The 16,437-nt window shown below is 43.6% G+C and carries 13 protein-coding genes; all 13 read right to left on the bottom strand.

Annotated elements, in window-relative coordinates:
* Positions 1–6 precede the first annotated feature (6 nt).
* The 13 genes from C3Y98_RS05840 to C3Y98_RS05900 all read right to left on the bottom strand — a co-directional run bounded on the left by C3Y98_RS05840 (position 7) and on the right by C3Y98_RS05900 (position 16,019).
* The gene (locus C3Y98_RS05840) at positions 7–1,986 is read right to left on the bottom strand and encodes a secretin and TonB N-terminal domain-containing protein (protein WP_135277162.1); all 1,980 of its coding nucleotides are present in this window, start codon (positions 1,984–1,986) and stop codon (positions 7–9) included.
* Positions 1,987–2,039: 53 nt separating this feature from the next.
* The gene (locus C3Y98_RS05845) at positions 2,040–2,546 is read right to left on the bottom strand and encodes a hypothetical protein (protein WP_135277163.1); all 507 of its coding nucleotides are present in this window, start codon (positions 2,544–2,546) and stop codon (positions 2,040–2,042) included.
* Positions 2,547–2,556: 10 nt separating this feature from the next.
* Entirely contained in the window at positions 2,557–3,114 is a 558-nt protein-coding gene (gene pilO, locus C3Y98_RS05850) for a type 4a pilus biogenesis protein PilO (RefSeq protein WP_135277164.1), read from the bottom strand.
* Positions 3,108–3,629, bottom strand: a complete 522-nt coding sequence (locus C3Y98_RS05855) for a PilN domain-containing protein (RefSeq protein WP_135277165.1) — start codon at positions 3,627–3,629, stop codon at positions 3,108–3,110. Before C3Y98_RS05855 ends, pilO begins: the two co-directional genes overlap by 7 nt.
* Positions 3,626–4,516: a hypothetical protein gene (locus C3Y98_RS05860; protein ID WP_135277166.1), complete on the bottom strand. Its 891-nt coding sequence runs from the start codon at positions 4,514–4,516 to the stop codon at positions 3,626–3,628. Before C3Y98_RS05860 ends, C3Y98_RS05855 begins: the two co-directional genes overlap by 4 nt.
* Positions 4,497–6,257, bottom strand: a complete 1,761-nt coding sequence (locus tag C3Y98_RS05865) for a GspE/PulE family protein (RefSeq protein ID WP_425339461.1) — start codon at positions 6,255–6,257, stop codon at positions 4,497–4,499. Before C3Y98_RS05865 ends, C3Y98_RS05860 begins: the two co-directional genes overlap by 20 nt.
* Positions 6,254–7,441, bottom strand: coding sequence for a type II secretion system F family protein (locus C3Y98_RS05870; protein WP_135277167.1), 1,188 nt, complete (start codon positions 7,439–7,441; stop codon positions 6,254–6,256). The genes C3Y98_RS05865 and C3Y98_RS05870 overlap by 4 nt, the downstream gene beginning before the upstream one ends.
* A 9-nt stretch (positions 7,442–7,450) precedes the next feature.
* The gene (gspG, locus tag C3Y98_RS05875; protein ID WP_135277169.1) at positions 7,451–7,873 is read right to left on the bottom strand and encodes a type II secretion system major pseudopilin GspG; all 423 of its coding nucleotides are present in this window, start codon (positions 7,871–7,873) and stop codon (positions 7,451–7,453) included.
* A 7-nt stretch (positions 7,874–7,880) separates the two neighbouring features.
* A complete protein-coding gene (locus C3Y98_RS05880) occupies positions 7,881–8,780 on the bottom strand; it encodes a hypothetical protein (RefSeq protein ID WP_135277171.1) in 900 nt (299 codons plus the stop codon).
* Positions 8,781–8,861: 81 nt separating this feature from the next.
* Positions 8,862–9,827 carry a hypothetical protein gene (locus C3Y98_RS05885; protein ID WP_135277173.1) on the bottom strand — a complete coding sequence of 322 codons (966 nt, stop codon included), beginning with the start codon at positions 9,825–9,827 and terminating at the stop codon, positions 8,862–8,864.
* 153 nt (positions 9,828–9,980) lie between these two features.
* Positions 9,981–13,760: a TonB-dependent receptor gene (locus tag C3Y98_RS05890; protein WP_135277177.1), complete on the bottom strand. Its 3,780-nt coding sequence runs from the start codon at positions 13,758–13,760 to the stop codon at positions 9,981–9,983.
* Between the two features lie 265 nt (positions 13,761–14,025).
* Entirely contained in the window at positions 14,026–14,667 is a 642-nt protein-coding gene (locus C3Y98_RS05895) for a response regulator (protein WP_209308753.1), read from the bottom strand.
* Complete coding sequence (locus tag C3Y98_RS05900; protein WP_135277179.1) at positions 14,664–16,019, bottom strand: histidine kinase; 1,356 nt, start codon at positions 16,017–16,019, stop codon at positions 14,664–14,666. Before C3Y98_RS05900 ends, C3Y98_RS05895 begins: the two co-directional genes overlap by 4 nt.
* Positions 16,020–16,437: the final 418 nt, after the last annotated feature.

The raw sequence follows: 16,437 nt of genomic DNA on the forward strand, positions 1-16,437 counted from the left end.
AGCCTGTTATCTCTGAGCATTAGCGCCAGCATTGGATGCGCCATTCTCCTCCGCTGCTGGCTGCAACAATTGGTTGGCGAAGTTCTGGTCAACCTGCACCCTACCAGCCTGAATGGATTGTGGGGTTGGAGCCGGCGCTTGTGCAGGCGCAGTCTCCGCAGCAACTAACGCTGGCTCAGAAGCTTTTGCACCTCGGCTACTTGTCGCATGGTTCACACCGGATGGAAACATGGTGTAAACAGCATTGGCAGGCGCAATGTTATGCAAAATACGTGGCGTAATCAGCAGAACAATTTCATTCTTACGCTTGTCGTTATTCTTATCCGTAAACAGTCTGCCGATGAAAGGCAAGCTAGATAGCCCTGGTACTTTGTTAGAAATGTTTTGCCCATCATCTCGGAATAGCCCAGCAAGAATCTGTGTCTCTCCATTTTTAAGTTGCAAAGTAGTATTCGCATTACGGCTACCAATGGTATAGGCCAACACGCCTGTGTCGGTTTTTACTTGGTCTGTGATATTGCTGACCTCCAGTCCCACTTTGATATTGACTTGGTCTTGTAACAGAATCGTGGGCTCCACATCCAACTTGATACCTACTTCAAGATAATTAACCGTTTGAGAAACAAAACCTGTGGAGTTTGCTACGCTGGTAAACACAGGAATTTTGTCTCCTACATGAATTTTTGCTTTTTCACGATTTTTGACGCGGATTTGCGGGTTAGCCAAAAGATTGGTATCGGTGTCCTGATGCAGCAGATTTAATGCCAGTACAGGGTCGCTAATCGTAAAAACACCCAGTCCAGAATTAAAGTTTTTAAGCTCAGCCAATGACAATCGACCTGGAGTGTTAGTCGTTACGCCATTACTGCTTGTTTTGCCTTGGACACCAACACTCACTTGTGAAGGGTAGCGTACACCTATATTCTCCAAGCTCCTGCGATTTATTTCCATCACTTCTACTTCCAACATTACTTCTGGCTCAATCAAGTCTTGCGAGGCAATTAGTTTTTCTGCAATTTGAATTGATTCAGCAGTATCTCGCATGACCAAAGTATTAAGTTTCTCATCTATATAAACGTCTTTAGATTTGAGCACGGTTTTAATCAAGTTCATGGCGCGCTTAGCATCTATGCTATTTAAATAAAAGCTTCGCACGTAAAGCTCTTGATACTCTTGGCTACGGCTCACTGGGTAAATCAGTAAAGTATTGTCATTCAATACTTTTTTTGCGAGTTGATTGGTCGTCAGAATAACCTGTATCGCATCTTCAATAGGGGTATCACGTACAAAGATACTGGTGCGTTGATTATCACGTAGTTCTTGATCATAAGAAAAATTGATATTGGCAGCCTTACCAATAAACTCAAAAACAGACCTCACAGAAACATTTTTAAATTCCAATGTAATTGGTTTCTTAAATGCAGACTTAATCTGCGGGATAGCCATTATTTTCCCTATGCGCTTATTTTCCATGTTCTCAAACAGTAAACGGGCGCCTTCGTGCTTACTGTCTTCTGCTAGGATAGCTCTTGTGAGGTTATGGGCAGAATCAATATCATCTTTATCAAAGGCATTTTTGGCATTTGCAAGCATCATGTCATGGTTCTGTGCTAAACCTAGCCTATAAGAGCCCTCCTGTGCCCTTTGGTTATTTGGGTCTAGCATCAATACTTTTTTATAATTTGACTCTGCGTCTGTGAATAAGCCCTGCTGGGCTTGGTTATCTGCTAACTTCAATAGGGTTGATAGCTGCAACTCTTGCTGCACCTTCAACATGCTTCGATATTGAGGATTATCTGGATACAAGGTAACCAGTTGTTTTAGCTTATCTACACCAGCATCTACATCGCCACTATTGATCAATAGCCTAGCTGCTTCATACGTTTGATTATCGTCATCTGATTTACTCTTTAGATGGTTAAAACCTGTACAACTTGTTGCAAAGGTCATCACAACCAAATAAGAAGTTAGTTTTTTTATATTCATATGCAATCTTTGCGTTGCGATTACCTTAATAAAAGTCTGGGAAAATGATAATTTCAACTTACTGCTCCAATTTGCATCTGCATCTCAATATTTAAAGGAATGTATTTAATCGTCATTAGCGGTGGAATAATGGCTTTAATTTCCCAACTATCCTCAAGCACATCACCCACTTTTACTGAATAATTCTTCTGCCCATCTATCAGAAAGACCAAGATTTCACCGTCATCAACTAACTTACCGGCATATTTAAATGGATTTTCTGGCGGCGGTTCTATTTCTTGATCCACTGACTGTTGATTTAAATCATCTTGAGAAACAAACATCGTGAATATGTTTTCAGGTTCATCAACTATCTGTGCCCTACTAAACGCTGCACCACTGGCACTTATAGGGGATAAGTGATTAGTATCGATTGGTGCATCTTGTTTAACCAAACGCTCTCTGCGAGGTTTGACTGCAACCGCCAGCTCATCATCAACATGATCTTGTTTAGTCTCTACCCAATAACAAGCAATCACTGTCAACACTAACACTACCCAAACCGCGTATTTCTTCGCCATGCCCATCAATTTATTCGTGCCTTTTTCGTAAATAGATAGTGAATTTGATATTGGCTTCAATCAAATCTGAGCCAATATTCTCTCGTTTCATGCTGATATCATTGAGTGCTACGGTAGGTAAGTTATTCAGCACTGCATTAATAAATTGACGAATTTGCACATAACTACCCTGTACCGGAAGACTAATTTGGTACTTAATTAAGGTAGCTGAGAGAGATTGAGAGGAATATTCAACCTTGTTGGTGACGATACCTGCACTGGTCGCAGCATGTAATATTTCAGTGATTTTGTTATTTGCTTCGTTTTTTTGAGGCAATAGTGCATAAAATTTCTGCTCAATATCAAACTGAGTGTCAGTCTTGACCTTTAGTTTATTGATATTAGGATTGGTTTTAAGCTCAAGAATATGGGACGTTAGCGTCTCAATTTTACTTGCCTGAGGTCGAACAACCATGACCATTAACAACAGACTCACTAGCAATAACGACAAACCCAGCCAACCCTGCCAACCAAGTTGTCGTAACTTGTATTGCAACAACTCTCTAGAGAAAAACCTTGTGTTTACCATGCTGTTTCCACCACAAAATGCACTGCCGGCTGGCCGTTAACCTCTGCAGACTCTTGTGAAACTAGAGCCACGTTTTTAAGCATTTTTTGCTGGATTAAACTATCCACATAAGCCATCATGCTATCTACATCCAACGCCAAAGCGGTGATACGCAGCGTTTGTTTTTTTATACTAGGCTCCACGGCAAGGAGTTTCACCGCATCGCTTTTCGTCGCCTCCAGAATCTTAAATATCGCATTCCACGGCAAGACTATCTCAGCGATTGCCGCATTTACAGCCGCAATATCATGCGTCTTTTGTGCGTTATGATTTACATTAACCTTAGGTAAATAACGCACAGACTGTGCACGACTAAGTGCATCGATATTGGCTTCCAACTTACGCGTGTCACTTAATAAAGTTTGATGGTAATTAATTATCAAGCAGCTTATTAGCACTCCTGCCACCAATAACACCAACGCCGTTAAGTTGACTCTTTTTACTGCCAATGCATGATTCAAAGTAATAGTGCTCATGCCGCCACCCAGTTTTCAAATCGCTTTTCAAGCTGTTGGTTGAGTAGTTCAAAGTCATGTAATTTGATTTTGATATGACGACTATCAGCTTTATGAGCATGGCTAACCACAGGTGCTTTTCCATACCAAAATATTGGCAACTGTGCATTGGTATTACTAATGACCACCTCACGCTGAATGAGATCATCCACCTGCTTAGCAACATCTTCACCTGCTGCAATGTTTCTAATAAAACGCCACTCACCGTTATCTATTAACGAGAGGCAGACACGATCAGACTCGATAACGACAAACCAAAAATGATGTTTATTTTTTTGCTTTTTAATATGCTTTAGCATCTGATTACCAGCCAGCATCAAATGCGGGTATATCGCATGAACATCAATGCCCTGTTGCTCAAATACCTGATGTAGCTCTTTCAATAATACAGAACATACGCCACTGGCAATCGATGCCTGACCAAATGCTGGTTCATCCATACATAAGTCCCAAGCTTTGGCAGCCTCTCCGTATGCAATCTTGAAGCGATGTTGCATATATGCCTGACGCTCACTTTCTATCGCAAGCGCCTTGCTCCATGGAATCACTGTATATTTAATCAAGTGGTTCGAAATGATCACTTTTGTGTATGTCCCATTTTTTGCAAGTGCTTGCCAATATTTAGCCTGCAACACCTGTTTCAAGGTTAAAACAAGATCATTCCATTGCGCCGCTTCATTCCCGTTTATTTCTTTTTTCTGTGATAAATCAATAAACTTCTGATGCACCAACGCTTGTTTAAAACCATTCTTGAACGTTCTTTTTAAATGCAGTAGCAATATACGCTGTGGGTATATAAACACACGCAGCTCATCTTTAAATACAGTGTTAAACCAGCGATGTAACACGATTGATCTCCTCTAATGTAGTTTCACCACGCCTTACCAGCGCTAATGCTGCCTCGCGCATAGTGAGGGTACCGTTAGCACGTGCTGCTTCTTTAACCTTACGCACTGGCTCTCTGGTGACAATCAACTCTCTAATTTCATCGTTAAAACACAATAGCTCAGCGATTGCTTTACGTCCTTTATACCCAGTACCATGGCATTGCCCACATCCTTGGCCTTTTCTAAAGTTGAAGTCTTTCGCTTGTTCCGGCGTTAGGCCAGATTTACTAATGAGCAACGTATCAGGCGTATCTGCAACGGTGCAATGTGAGCAGTTAATGCGCACCAAACGCTGCGCCATGATGCCGTTGATAGCCGATACAAAACTGTATGGATCTACATTCATGTTGGTAAAGCGTCCAATGACATCAAACACGTTATTGGCGTGTACCGTGGTCAGCACCAAATGCCCTGTCAGTGCTGATTGCACGGCAATTTGCGCTGTTTCTGAATCACGAATTTCACCCACCATAATTTTGTCAGGGTCATGCCGCAAAATAGAACGTAACCCCCGGGCAAAGGTAAGTCCCTTTTTCTCATTGACTGGAATTTGCAGTACACCTGGCAGTTGATACTCAACCGGATCTTCAATCGTGACGATCTTGTCTTGCCCATGGTTTATTTCAGAAATAATGCCGTATAGCGTGGTAGTTTTACCACTACCGGTAGGTCCAGTAACCAACAACATGCCATATGGTTCTTCTGCCAGTAATCTGAAGCGCGCCATGATTGACTCTTCAAAACCTAAGGTTTCTAGGCTCAACCCTTTAGCTTCGTCACTCAATGCCTTACGGTCTAGAATACGTAGCACGGCATCTTCGCCGAAAACGCTAGGCATAATAGATACTCGCATATCCACCTCGCGTGGTTTACCATCACCGCTAGCTACCAGTACCTTAAAGCGCCCATCTTGAGGCACCCTGCGTTCTGCAATATCTAGCTCAGACATCACTTTAATGCGTGAAATAGCTTGCTCTGCCTGTGCTAAACCTTGGATACCACCCTCTTGACTCAGCACCCCATCAATACGGTATTTAACTTTTAGGCCAGTTGGGTCTGTTTCCATATGAATGTCACTAGCGCCGGCTTTGAGTGCATCATAAAGTGTGGATCGCACAAACTTCACTACTGGGCTAGTATCTTCGCTAATTGAACGTAGGGAGATATCTTCAATCCCCTGATGTTCGGCGTGGTACTCAACTTGATCAGCAGTTAAGTCATCCATCGCTCGCATGCTTTGCTCATGGTGGCTGAGATACGCAGTTAAGTCTTTATGATGCGCAAGACTCCAAACTACAACCTCTGCATGACCATATCTAGAAATGATTAAATCTATTTTTGGCTGTAAATATGTGTCGAACGGGTTAGAGAACACCAGCTGCAATTGCCCATCATCATTGCGTAGTGCTATGCAGCCAAGCTTGCCAGCCTCTGCGAATGGCAGCAAGGTGAAATCTGGATGCAACTCATAAAGATGCAGTATGCTTAGTACTGGGTAGCGCATCATCTGTCCGAGCGCTACGACAAAATCATCGGAGTCTAAGCCGGATTCATTTTCAAGCACATCCAGCAAGTCTTGCTTGGTATTATTAGCAATAAGTCTGGCTTGGCATAACAGTTCAGGCGTCAGCTTAGGCTCGATACCCACGCTTTTATTCATGGCATTAATATCCAAATCCATCTTATCGAGTGGCATGTTCATTGAATATTCCCCGCCAGCTCAAAAATAGGCATATACATCAGCACCACAACCAGCCCTACAACTAAACCAATAATAATCATCAGAATCGGCTCCAAAAGCTTGGTCAACCACTCTACTTTCCTACCTATCTCTTCATCATAGAACGCACCTATGCGTTCCATCATTTCGCCCATTTGCCCAGTGCGCTCACCTACACGTAACATGCGGATTGAGATAGAGGTCGTCATGCCGTGCTGTTCCATAGCAACCGACATAGGCTTACCCTCACGCACATCAAAAGACACTTTATCTAAGCTAGCTCGCAGTAAAGGTTGCAACAATGAAGACACCATGCTCATTGCCGTTACTAGTGGAATACCACCACGCAACAACATGCCCAGTGTTCGGTAAAATCTAGCCAGCTGATAGATGCGCATGGTTTCGCCGAGCGCAGGAATCTGCCATACTTTAGCCATGATTGCGGAACGAACAAATGGCCTACTCAATATCAAGGCCAGCATTAGCACACTAAAAATAAAAGCCACAAACACTTCGCTTCCATGCTCTTGCAATAATTGCCCCCAGCTTAATAATAGCTGTGACATCCAAGGTAAATCTGTACTGGCACTCTCATAAATAGTGCTGAATTTTGGTACTACATATCCCAACAAGAACAGCACTACCAGGCCGCCAACAATAATCAGCAGTACAGGATAAATAGAGGCTGTGATAATTTTTTTGCGCACAGCATCAATTTGAGTTTGGTAGGCCACATGTCTTGCTAGTGCTTGCACCATGTCACCTGTACGCTCACTCGCCCGAATTAAGGCGATATATAGCGGAGTAAAAACTTGAGGCACTTTTTCTAAAGCTGTCGATAACGGCAAGCCTTCAAATAAAGCGCCCATTACTTGATTAAGTATCGCCTTAGATTCAGCCTGCTGTTCCTTTTCTGCTAAAGCCTCAATGGCTTCTACCAAACTTAACCCAGATTCCAGCAATGCCAGTAGCTCCTGGCTAAACAGCATCAAATTAAATTTTGGCGCGGATGATTTAACCGTGAACAATGCCATACCTACGCTTTTGACATTCAGCACACTCAAGCCTTGAGACTCAGCTATAGCGCGTGCTTGCACAGCGTTACTTGCTTCCAAAGCGAGCAATCTCACCTCTTCACCCTGCGCTACTTTTAACTCGAACTTCATATGAATAGCCTATTCCCAGTTCGCTACGTCAGCAGCTTCAGCAATCCCACCACTCATACCATCGCTGCCCAATGACCATAAGTCATACTCCCCATGCTCACCTGGCATCTTGTACTGGTAAGGCTTTCCCCATGGGTCGTTAGGTACCTTTTTCTTTAGGTATGGCCCCTGCCATTTGGCCTCGTTTGCCGGCGCTTCATTAAGCGCGGCTAGGCCATTATCTGTGCTCGGATAGTGGCCGTTATCTAAGCGGTATTGATCAATGGCTTTTTCTAGTGAATCAATCTGAGCCTTAGCCGTTTTCACTTCAGACTTACCAATCTGGGCAAAGTATTTAGGCCCTACATAGCCAGCAAGTAAACCAATAATGACCATGACGACCAATAGCTCCAACAAGGTAAAGCCATGTTGTGTTGATTTTGTTTGTTTCATATATGCCTCAATACCTTTCAATCGTTGCACCAAATGGCACCAAGCCAGGTACATCTATCTCCAACCAATCCTGCCCATTACCTCCGGTGGTGCGTAGGCGAATGGCACCTTCCTTTTCTTCTGGCTGACGTTGCTCGCAGATTGTTTTGATATACAACATAGATGTCATTTTTTTTGTTACACCATCAGCATCGTCAAAACTAATGTCGGTAGTAAAATCTACCCAGTTTTCATTCATAGCCGCTGATTGATTTTTGCTAATTGCTTTTGTAGGGGCTGGCGCACCTTGTAAAGCTGGCAAGGTCAACCCGTTTTTTTCATACGGAACCGAGGTATAAGTTCTGCCAGCTCGAAACAAAGCCTCAGGCATGCCGTAATCTTTGTTAGGTTTTGGTTTCATAAAGTAAGCAATAGCAACTGGGCGGCCGGCAAAACCACCACGTGTGATATCGTTAATTTCCCAGCGCTTACCATTGGCTAAGGTTTGGTCCTTCATCAAAATATGGGTGCCAAAAATACATTCTTTGGTATCGTTGTTATGCCAAACGGTATCGGTCAAGGTGGCAAACTCCTCACCGCCTGCTGCGGCATAAGGTTCGGGGATAGGCACACCGCGGGAAATAATACCTACTAACGTAAAACCATCTATAGGCGAATTCATTGGGCTATCTGCAAGCTTATCGTCACTCACGGCACATTGGCCTAGTGAGCTTTGATTGCTATTACTTGCGTTTTTTTCACTCAATCCAAAGTTTGTGCTTGTGTCACACAAAACATAGGCTGAATTGGTATTGCCTGTGGCTGGTAAGTTCACAAAACCACTTTGGCTGTCATTAGCAACATCAGCACTTGCTGATAAATGCTGCATACAAAGCATTAAACCAAATAGGTAACAACTTCTTTTCATTTTTATCATCCAGATCATTTATAAGGCTGGCAGAGCAAAGCCCTGCCAGCTTTTATCTAGCTAGTTCAAATCAAAATACAATTAGAAGTTAGCGTTAGCACCGCTACGAGCCAAACCTGAAGCCAAGATAGTGACCCATGGCTGTGTTTCTTGACCTGTTTGACGGATGCGTACACTATTTGCCAGTGATGCTGGTGCAGTAGAAGTACAAGCAGCACGTACGTACATCATTGGTGCATCTGGCTCAGTACCACCGTCTTCATCTACACCACCAGTCACATCAACTGTGAAGTCCACCCAATTAGTACGGATAGCTGAGGTTTGTTCGGCCGCAGTTGGCGTTACAGTGCCTGGGCTAGCTGTTTGGCCAACACCATTGATCTCTGTGCCCGATGCCGGTACAGATGGACCATTGATTGGACGGTGTATAAAACCTGTTGCTACTAAAGTTTCATCAGATGGGTCAGCCTGCATTTGTACAGAAGTGAAAGCACGGCCTACACGGAACACTGGAGAATCTGTTGAAGCGCGATGGTAATATCCAGCAGAAACGTCTGTTGTTGCACTAAACCCACCGAATGCAAAATCGTTTACCTCCAAGTACTGTTGACCGGCTAAGCTGCTGTTGTAGTCAAAAGTAGTGCTGGTATCCATAGAGATTTGTTTGCCGTAGATACACTCAGTATTTGCCGTGTTACGGAAAGTACGTGACGTCATATAGGCGATGTTCTCACCATTAGCAGTGATAGCAGTACCAGTCAAATCATTTGCCGTCAGCCTGCTGAAACCTGAAACAGGGCTGGTGTTGATGTTACCTGGGAAAACTGCACAATTATTATTCGCACCTGTCGTTGGCGCAGTATAGCTACCTGAACCGTAATTACCTGTTGTGTTACATGTAACCCATGCAGTAGTACCTGCTGGCTGATTAGTGCCTGCTGAAACAGACAAACCTGCCGCTGGCAGTGAAACTAAACCCGTTGCAAATGCTTGGCTAGACGTGCCCAGAACTGCGATTACTGCTAATTTAAGTAATTGACTCTTCATTACTTTATCTCCTAAAACAGTTACAATAAGCAGGCATTTGTGGCTGCCTACGACACCAATTCACCCAAATCAGCTAAAGGCCCTTGTAAGTTCTTAGATTGATTCGAGTTGAATGCTCAAGTGGGCAGTTCGCAAATGCCCATCTCTAGTTACTTATTTCCCTAAATCAAAATCGTAAGTCAGCGTAAAATACGCAGCTCTTGGTGCACCTGGCGCTAAAAAGGTACTGCTACGCCAATCGTTACTGTTGTAATTAAACCCGTTAGCGCCAACTAAGCCATTGATAGAGGGTGAGAAAGGATTCAAGCCTAAGCGTCCGGCACTTTGATACTCGCGATTAAAAAGATTGCTAATTTGCAAACCAGCAGTTAAACCTTTAGTGAGTTTATAACTGGTATTAAGGTTAAATACGGCATAACCTGCCGTTTTTCCTCCATATCTAAAAGCAGGCCTTGCGAGGGAGCTAGCACAGTTTGATCCAGTTTGTAGACCATTTTCGTCCGTTACAATGGTGCTGCACGCTCCAACTATTGGGCTAGCGGGGCCTGCACGATGTTTATTATTTTCATTGCCTCGGACGAAAGCGCTGGAATGTAAAATGGCGGTAAAGCCAACATTCCAATCTGGCGTCACTTCATAGTTAAAGCTCGCGTTAAGGTTGTGTAGTGGGATGCCTGGAATCTTATCGCCTGGTTTCACTGAAATCTGCTGATATCCAGTGGGAGTCAGCGAAGCAACTAAACTATCACCTTGTACGAGAGTGCCTGCCGAACTGTTATTCGGGCTGGCTGTTAAGAAACCACTTTGGAATGTGGCATCAGTCAGCGAGTAGTTCAATCTAAATGAGGCCTTACCCACCTTGCCTTGAATGCCCGTCTCAAATCCACGCCGACGAGTATTGCCAATATTCTGGAAAAAGCTTCTATCAGGTGTAAATGAAACAAAGTAAATATCGTCTGTCAGATCTGTGTTGTAAACCGTAGCATTCCACTGCAGCTCTGGTGTTAAATAACCTCTTGCCCCTAGCTCCATGGTTTCTGAACGCACTTGCTTCAAATAGGGATCCCCAGCCAAGGTACTAGGCAAACTACAGAATCTACGCTCCATTAAAGACCTAGGTCTGTATGAGGCAGGTGTTCCATCTGCATTAGTCGTCGCAGGTACCGGCGTATCATCTAATGCACAGCCTAACTCGATTACGCTAGGGGTACGTGCGCCTTTATTCCAGTTGGCGTAAAGGTTTAATGTCTCATGCGGTTGCCATGTGGCGCCAAGTGATGGGTTGAATGAGTAATAGCTAAACTTCTCCGTTTCACCCTTACCAATAGCTCCTAAACCATTCGCTCTCTCCACAGTGAAAGGTAGTATTTCGCCTGCTGGACATTCGTCTGCGGTCACTGTGCCGTCGTTATTGTTATCATTACAAAGCACGCCTAGATTATAGAAATTTAAGAATTTATTTGGCCCTGCAACCCCCAAAATACTATTGATAGCCAGTTCATTTTTAACAAACGTTTGGTTATAGCGCCCTGCCCCCGTAAAGCTCCATTCTTTTGTTGGTGTCCAGGTTTCACTAAAATACAGGCTTTTTGTAATACTATTGCCACCAAAGTTATTCAGGCCCAATGGATTGCTGGCAGCCGCATACTCGTAACCAAGACGATCAGGGGCTAAAACTGCATTACGATTATTATCTAACAGACCTAAATATTGGGCGCTATTGTATGAGGCATCGGATGAGTCAATCGACGCACCAATCATGAATTTATGTTTTTCTAAATTCCAGTTAAACTGAATTGCGCCACCATCCGTCACCTGTTCAATTTCTGTTTTGGTAATAAGTGCAGTGGGCGTGCAATTCTGGCCATTTTCATCACATGCGTAACCTGTTCCTTTTCCTACTTGCGCTCGGCTTGTCCCATTAAAATCCACACCATTTCTTTCAAGAGGCACACCCGTCACAGGGTCTCTGACAAGAATAAGTAAAGGCTTGCCTAAGCCGACATTGCTATCTGCCGTCCCTAGTATATAGTTACCATCAGCGCCAACTGGAACGATAATCGCTTTATGATTTAATGCGACAAAAAAGCCATTATCATTCACAAAACCTGCATCGAACTCTCCAGATTCTAAGCCCTCGACTGCAAAAAATGTGCTTAGACCATTTTCATTAGTAGCATCTAGCAAACCAAGACTACTTTGTAAATTCTGCAATGTTCTGATGGCGGAGCGGTTTTGCCATACAGTAAGTGCAGCTTGTTTAAATGTATCTGGCAAAGTAGGATTATTCAGCGAGCTCGTAGCAAAAGTACCATCCAATAGTTGACCATAACCCCAAAGTGGTACCGTTTTCACGAAATTGCCATCGTTATCATAGATATCCTGAGTACCCTGATTGGCACTGACCGCAGTATTAAAATTAGTGCCAATCGCTAGATTACTTGCATCAAATGCTGGGTTGTTAATAAACACTTCGTCAATAATTGGATTGCCGTCTTGGTCTACACCGATTTGCTGAAAACCACCTGAAATCTGCTCTGGATTGCCATTTGCATCTAGGGTGTATCCACCTTGAGAAATAGCCACATTGGCTACGCGCCCCGTAGAGTCAGGTAGCCCATCCCTATCAATATCTGCATATCCAGGAGCAATCTGCTCTCCCGGGTTTGGCCTGCGCGTGACTGCGCCACCAAAATCGCCATTCATGTCGCCAGTGCTACTATTTCTACGGCTTTTCCGTTTATAGATTTGCCCAGTGATATTAAAGGTGTCTGTAACGTCCCACAGACCTGTTAACTGAAATTGCAACAAGCGGTTTTTGGTTACGTCAGGGCTAGTAAATACACTACTACGATCTTGCTGCGCAATTTCAGTAGGTAACAAACCATTGCCAGTTAGCTCATTGCCCGCGTACAACGCACTTAAACCAAGCTGTAGCTTCTCGTTACGCCATTCACCTTTGGCAAATAACTGATTGACTTTGCTGGGTGAGTTGTCGCGCCAGCCATCTTCATTGAAAATATTAGCGGCCACAAAACCAGCAATCACGCCGTTATTACCACCGACACTGCCTTGTATCTGTTTACGATTAAACGAGCCACCCAAAGCCTCGATGGTGCCCTCTTTAGCATCAAAACCGCTCTTGGTGCGCATGGATAATGCGCCGCCTAGTGTGCCTAAGCCAAAAATAGGATTTGACCCTGGGAACACATCTAGCCCAGCCAAGGCGTTAAGTGGCAGCATGTCCCAGTTCACCACATCGCCAAATGGCTCGTTCACACGTACGCCATCCAGAAACACGCTTAAACCTTGTGCGGTACCTAGCTGCGGACTTGCAGTAAAACCTCGATAGGTCACATCCATTTGAAATGGGTTGCTTTGATAGTCGTTCACATTGACAGATTGCAGCTTGGAGTTCATTAAGTCAGAGATACTTAATGCGTGCGACTCTTTAATCTCTTTAGCGCTAATACTTTGTACGTTGCCAGGAATCTCTTCTTTAGTGAGCGCCAAGCCGCGCAGCGGGCCTATTTCATATAGGCGTTTGGCGCGTACTTGAATATCTTGAAGCTGGATACCGATTGGCAGGTCATTTTTACCCTTATCCTTAGCTAAAGACCTTGCGTACTCCTTAGCACCTGCACTAGTCCCCACTTTATTATCATCACCGTCCTTAGCAGATAATAGTATGGATCCACTTTTGTCATACTTTGCTGCAGATGAAGGCAGAACCATAGGCCTAACCACATTAACACTGCCAATTTCACTGGCATCGTCATGCACTGATGATTGAGCAAGGCTAGTAGCGGCATTATTTTTAGCTGAGCTTTCTTCAGCCTGACCGTATTGTGAAAACGTAGATAAGATAATTAGCGGGATGGTTTTTAACTTAAAAGACAATAAACCTTTAGACGATTTTCTGTACGAACTCATTCTTACTTCATCCCTCTAGCTAATACACCTTGATATTATTTTTGGTGTAGCAATTCATGTGAATTTTTATCTATGCGCCAATTGCGCTAGCCAGCAAATATAAGGCTTAGGGGGATGTTCGCGTAAGAGCGAGACTCCCGAGTTATACCGGGAGTTGCTCACTATTTATATCGGGATTTTTTCCCGAGTCAGTGACAAGCAAGAATGGGAGATGTGAATGAGCGAAACAATTAGCTGTAACTAATTTTAATGCGGCTGGAAACGTTTACTCCAGAATGACACCGTACCTAATTGCGAGCCGCACTAGCTCAACCGCATTGGTAATGCCAAGTTTTTGTTTAAGAATGGTTTGGTAGTTCGCCACAGTTTTTTGGCTTACATTTAACATCAGCGCAATATCGTCAACCCCACTGCCCTCAGCCAGCAACCTGAATACTTCAAACTCTCTGGCTGATAGGCGCTCGGTAGGGTCTGCTGCGCCAGCAAGTGACTGCATGACAATTTTTTGCGCAATATTGGGACTAATATAAGTTTTACCAGCGTTGGCCTCACGTACTGCCAATAGCAAATCATCGGCCAGCCCTGACTTTAAAACATAACATTTGGCGCCAGCAGCAAGCGCCTGTGTGGCAAACGCGGTATTTTGATGCATAGTGAAAATGACTATTTTTGCTGATGGGTCACGCTGCAATATTCGCCTCAAGGCTTCTAGTCCGCCCAGCCCAGGCATGGAAATATCCATGACCATTACGTCTGCCGGAAACTCGGTGTAGAGTTGGCAAGCCTGCTCACCGCTATCAGCTTCCGCCACTACTTCAATATCACCACCAAGCTCTAATAAACGGCGTAACCCTGAGCGCACAACATTGTGATCATCTACTAAAATGACCCGAATCTTGGTCATCATATGCCCGCCCTTAACATCATAGGTAAACTGACTTGTATCTCAACACCAGCAGTTAGCTTGGTGTTGAGGTTAAATGAGCCACTCAGCCCTTCTACACGTTCACGCATACCAGCCAAACCAAAACCTTGCGTGTTTAAAGTATGGTCAAAGCCTTGACCATTATCTTTGACCAGTAACTTCAAGCGCCCAAGTTGCAATTCCACCTTAATCGTCACCAAGCGAGCTTTTGAATGTTTAGTCACGTTAGTTAAGCACTCTTGAACAATACGATAAGTAGTAATTGCCATTGTTTCATTCAGGCAGTTGACCTGACTAGAAATATTAATGCTGAGATTGACACCTCGATTACGCTGCCGCCAGTTGTCTATAAGCTCATTTAATGATGCATGTAGCCCTAGCTCATCAAGCACCGCTGGCCTCAAGCGCTGCAGCATTTGCCTGACTATTTCCATCATTTGTCTAGCGACAATACTAATAGCCTGCGCGCTTTCATAGGTGGATGTCAGGTCCTTTGCCTTAAGTATGGCCGATGCATCAATATTGATAGCCGTTAAATGCTGCCCAATTTCATCATGCAAATCATGGGCGATATTTTTACGTTCATCTTCTTGCAGCCTAATTAATTGGGTTGTAAGGCGGTGGTTGTTCAATATACTGTTTTCTAAGGTTTGCGCCATGGCATTGAATTTACTGCTAACACTGGAAAGCTCAGGGAGAGAAAACAAGGGTAAACGTGCACCCCAATTTCCATGTTCAAGCTCGGTGAGGGCGTTCAGTATGGTGTTTAATGGGCGTAGGGCTCGGTCTACCGCCCAATAAATCATGCCATTAACTACGATAAAAAATAGTAAACCTAGGCTTAATAAACCTAAGGTGTCATGCCATATTTCAGCAATTTCATAGGATGGGTCAGGCGTAATCACAAGCTCGCCTAGCACGCGGTTATTAATAACAATTGGGCGGCGCGTAGTCTTTAATGAAGATGAAACCTTACTCATTAATTTTTCAAACCAAGCTGGTGGTGATTTGCTGCCATGGCCGGCAGGTGGACGATTGCTATCGCGCAGATTGCCTTGGGCATCAAAAAATTCGATACGTAAATGGCGTACGTTATCTAAGCTTTGCAAACGAAAGATATCCACCTTATTTTTATCGCGATTATTCGCCCATGTGTAATCTGAAACATAATGCAGTAACTCAGCATCCAGTAAATGCAATGCTAAAACCGTGGTGGAATCGACCTCCGCCCTGACATCCTCTCGGGCATTATCAATCATCATCCCTGCCCCTATCAGCATAACTAACGCCAATATCAAGGTAATAATTAAATTAATCCTGAGTTTTAAATTCATGTTATTTTTCTTTTTTTTAGTCTATTTTTTAAAAATTAAATAACGTTACAAACATTATTTTTAGATCAGCTTTTGATTAAAGCCACATCTATGCCAACGTAAATAAAATACACTAACCCTATGTATTGATTGATTTAATTAATTGATTCAGGCTGGCGTTATAACGTGACCAATGGCTCTATTCAGCCTAATGCTGGCTGAAATCAACAAACAAGATCATTCACTAACAGATGATGGTGATCACTTTTGTACGGCTGTCATCAAATAAAGAGCATTTTCTGTGGGAACACTTAAACTGAAACACATCATCGGATGTTTGATGACCAACTCATCAGATTCAAATGGTGTGTGTGGTATCGTACAGATTAGGTTTGCTAACATCTGCGAATATATAACGCTCCTAGTGCGTGAAAACGTT

The organism is Methylotenera oryzisoli (assembly GCF_004661485.1).
GTDB classification, from domain to species: Bacteria; Pseudomonadota; Gammaproteobacteria; order Burkholderiales; family Methylophilaceae; genus Methylotenera; species Methylotenera oryzisoli.

Excerpts from the sequence above, each read along its gene's own strand:
- C3Y98_RS05840 (WP_135277162.1), bottom strand. The coding sequence starts at position 1,986 with ATGAATATAAAAAAACTAACTTCTTATTTGGTTGTGATGACCTTTGCA.
- C3Y98_RS05870 (WP_135277167.1), bottom strand. The coding sequence starts at position 7,441 with ATGAAGTTCGAGTTAAAAGTAGCGCAGGGTGAAGAGGTGAGATTGCTC.
- pilO (WP_135277164.1), bottom strand. The coding sequence starts at position 3,114 with ATGGTAAACACAAGGTTTTTCTCTAGAGAGTTGTTGCAATACAAGTTA.
- C3Y98_RS05900 (WP_135277179.1), bottom strand. The coding sequence starts at position 16,019 with ATGAATTTAAAACTCAGGATTAATTTAATTATTACCTTGATATTGGCG.
- C3Y98_RS05880 (WP_135277171.1), bottom strand. The coding sequence starts at position 8,780 with ATGAAAAGAAGTTGTTACCTATTTGGTTTAATGCTTTGTATGCAGCAT.
- C3Y98_RS05865 (WP_425339461.1), bottom strand. The coding sequence starts at position 6,257 with ATGAACATGCCACTCGATAAGATGGATTTGGATATTAATGCCATGAAT.
- C3Y98_RS05885 (WP_135277173.1), bottom strand. The coding sequence starts at position 9,827 with ATGAAGAGTCAATTACTTAAATTAGCAGTAATCGCAGTTCTGGGCACG.
- C3Y98_RS05895 (WP_209308753.1), bottom strand. The coding sequence starts at position 14,667 with ATGATGACCAAGATTCGGGTCATTTTAGTAGATGATCACAATGTTGTG.
- C3Y98_RS05890 (WP_135277177.1), bottom strand. The coding sequence starts at position 13,760 with ATGAGTTCGTACAGAAAATCGTCTAAAGGTTTATTGTCTTTTAAGTTA.
- gspG (WP_135277169.1), bottom strand. The coding sequence starts at position 7,873 with ATGAAACAAACAAAATCAACACAACATGGCTTTACCTTGTTGGAGCTA.
- C3Y98_RS05855 (WP_135277165.1), bottom strand. The coding sequence starts at position 3,629 with ATGAGCACTATTACTTTGAATCATGCATTGGCAGTAAAAAGAGTCAAC.
- C3Y98_RS05845 (WP_135277163.1), bottom strand. The coding sequence starts at position 2,546 with ATGGCGAAGAAATACGCGGTTTGGGTAGTGTTAGTGTTGACAGTGATT.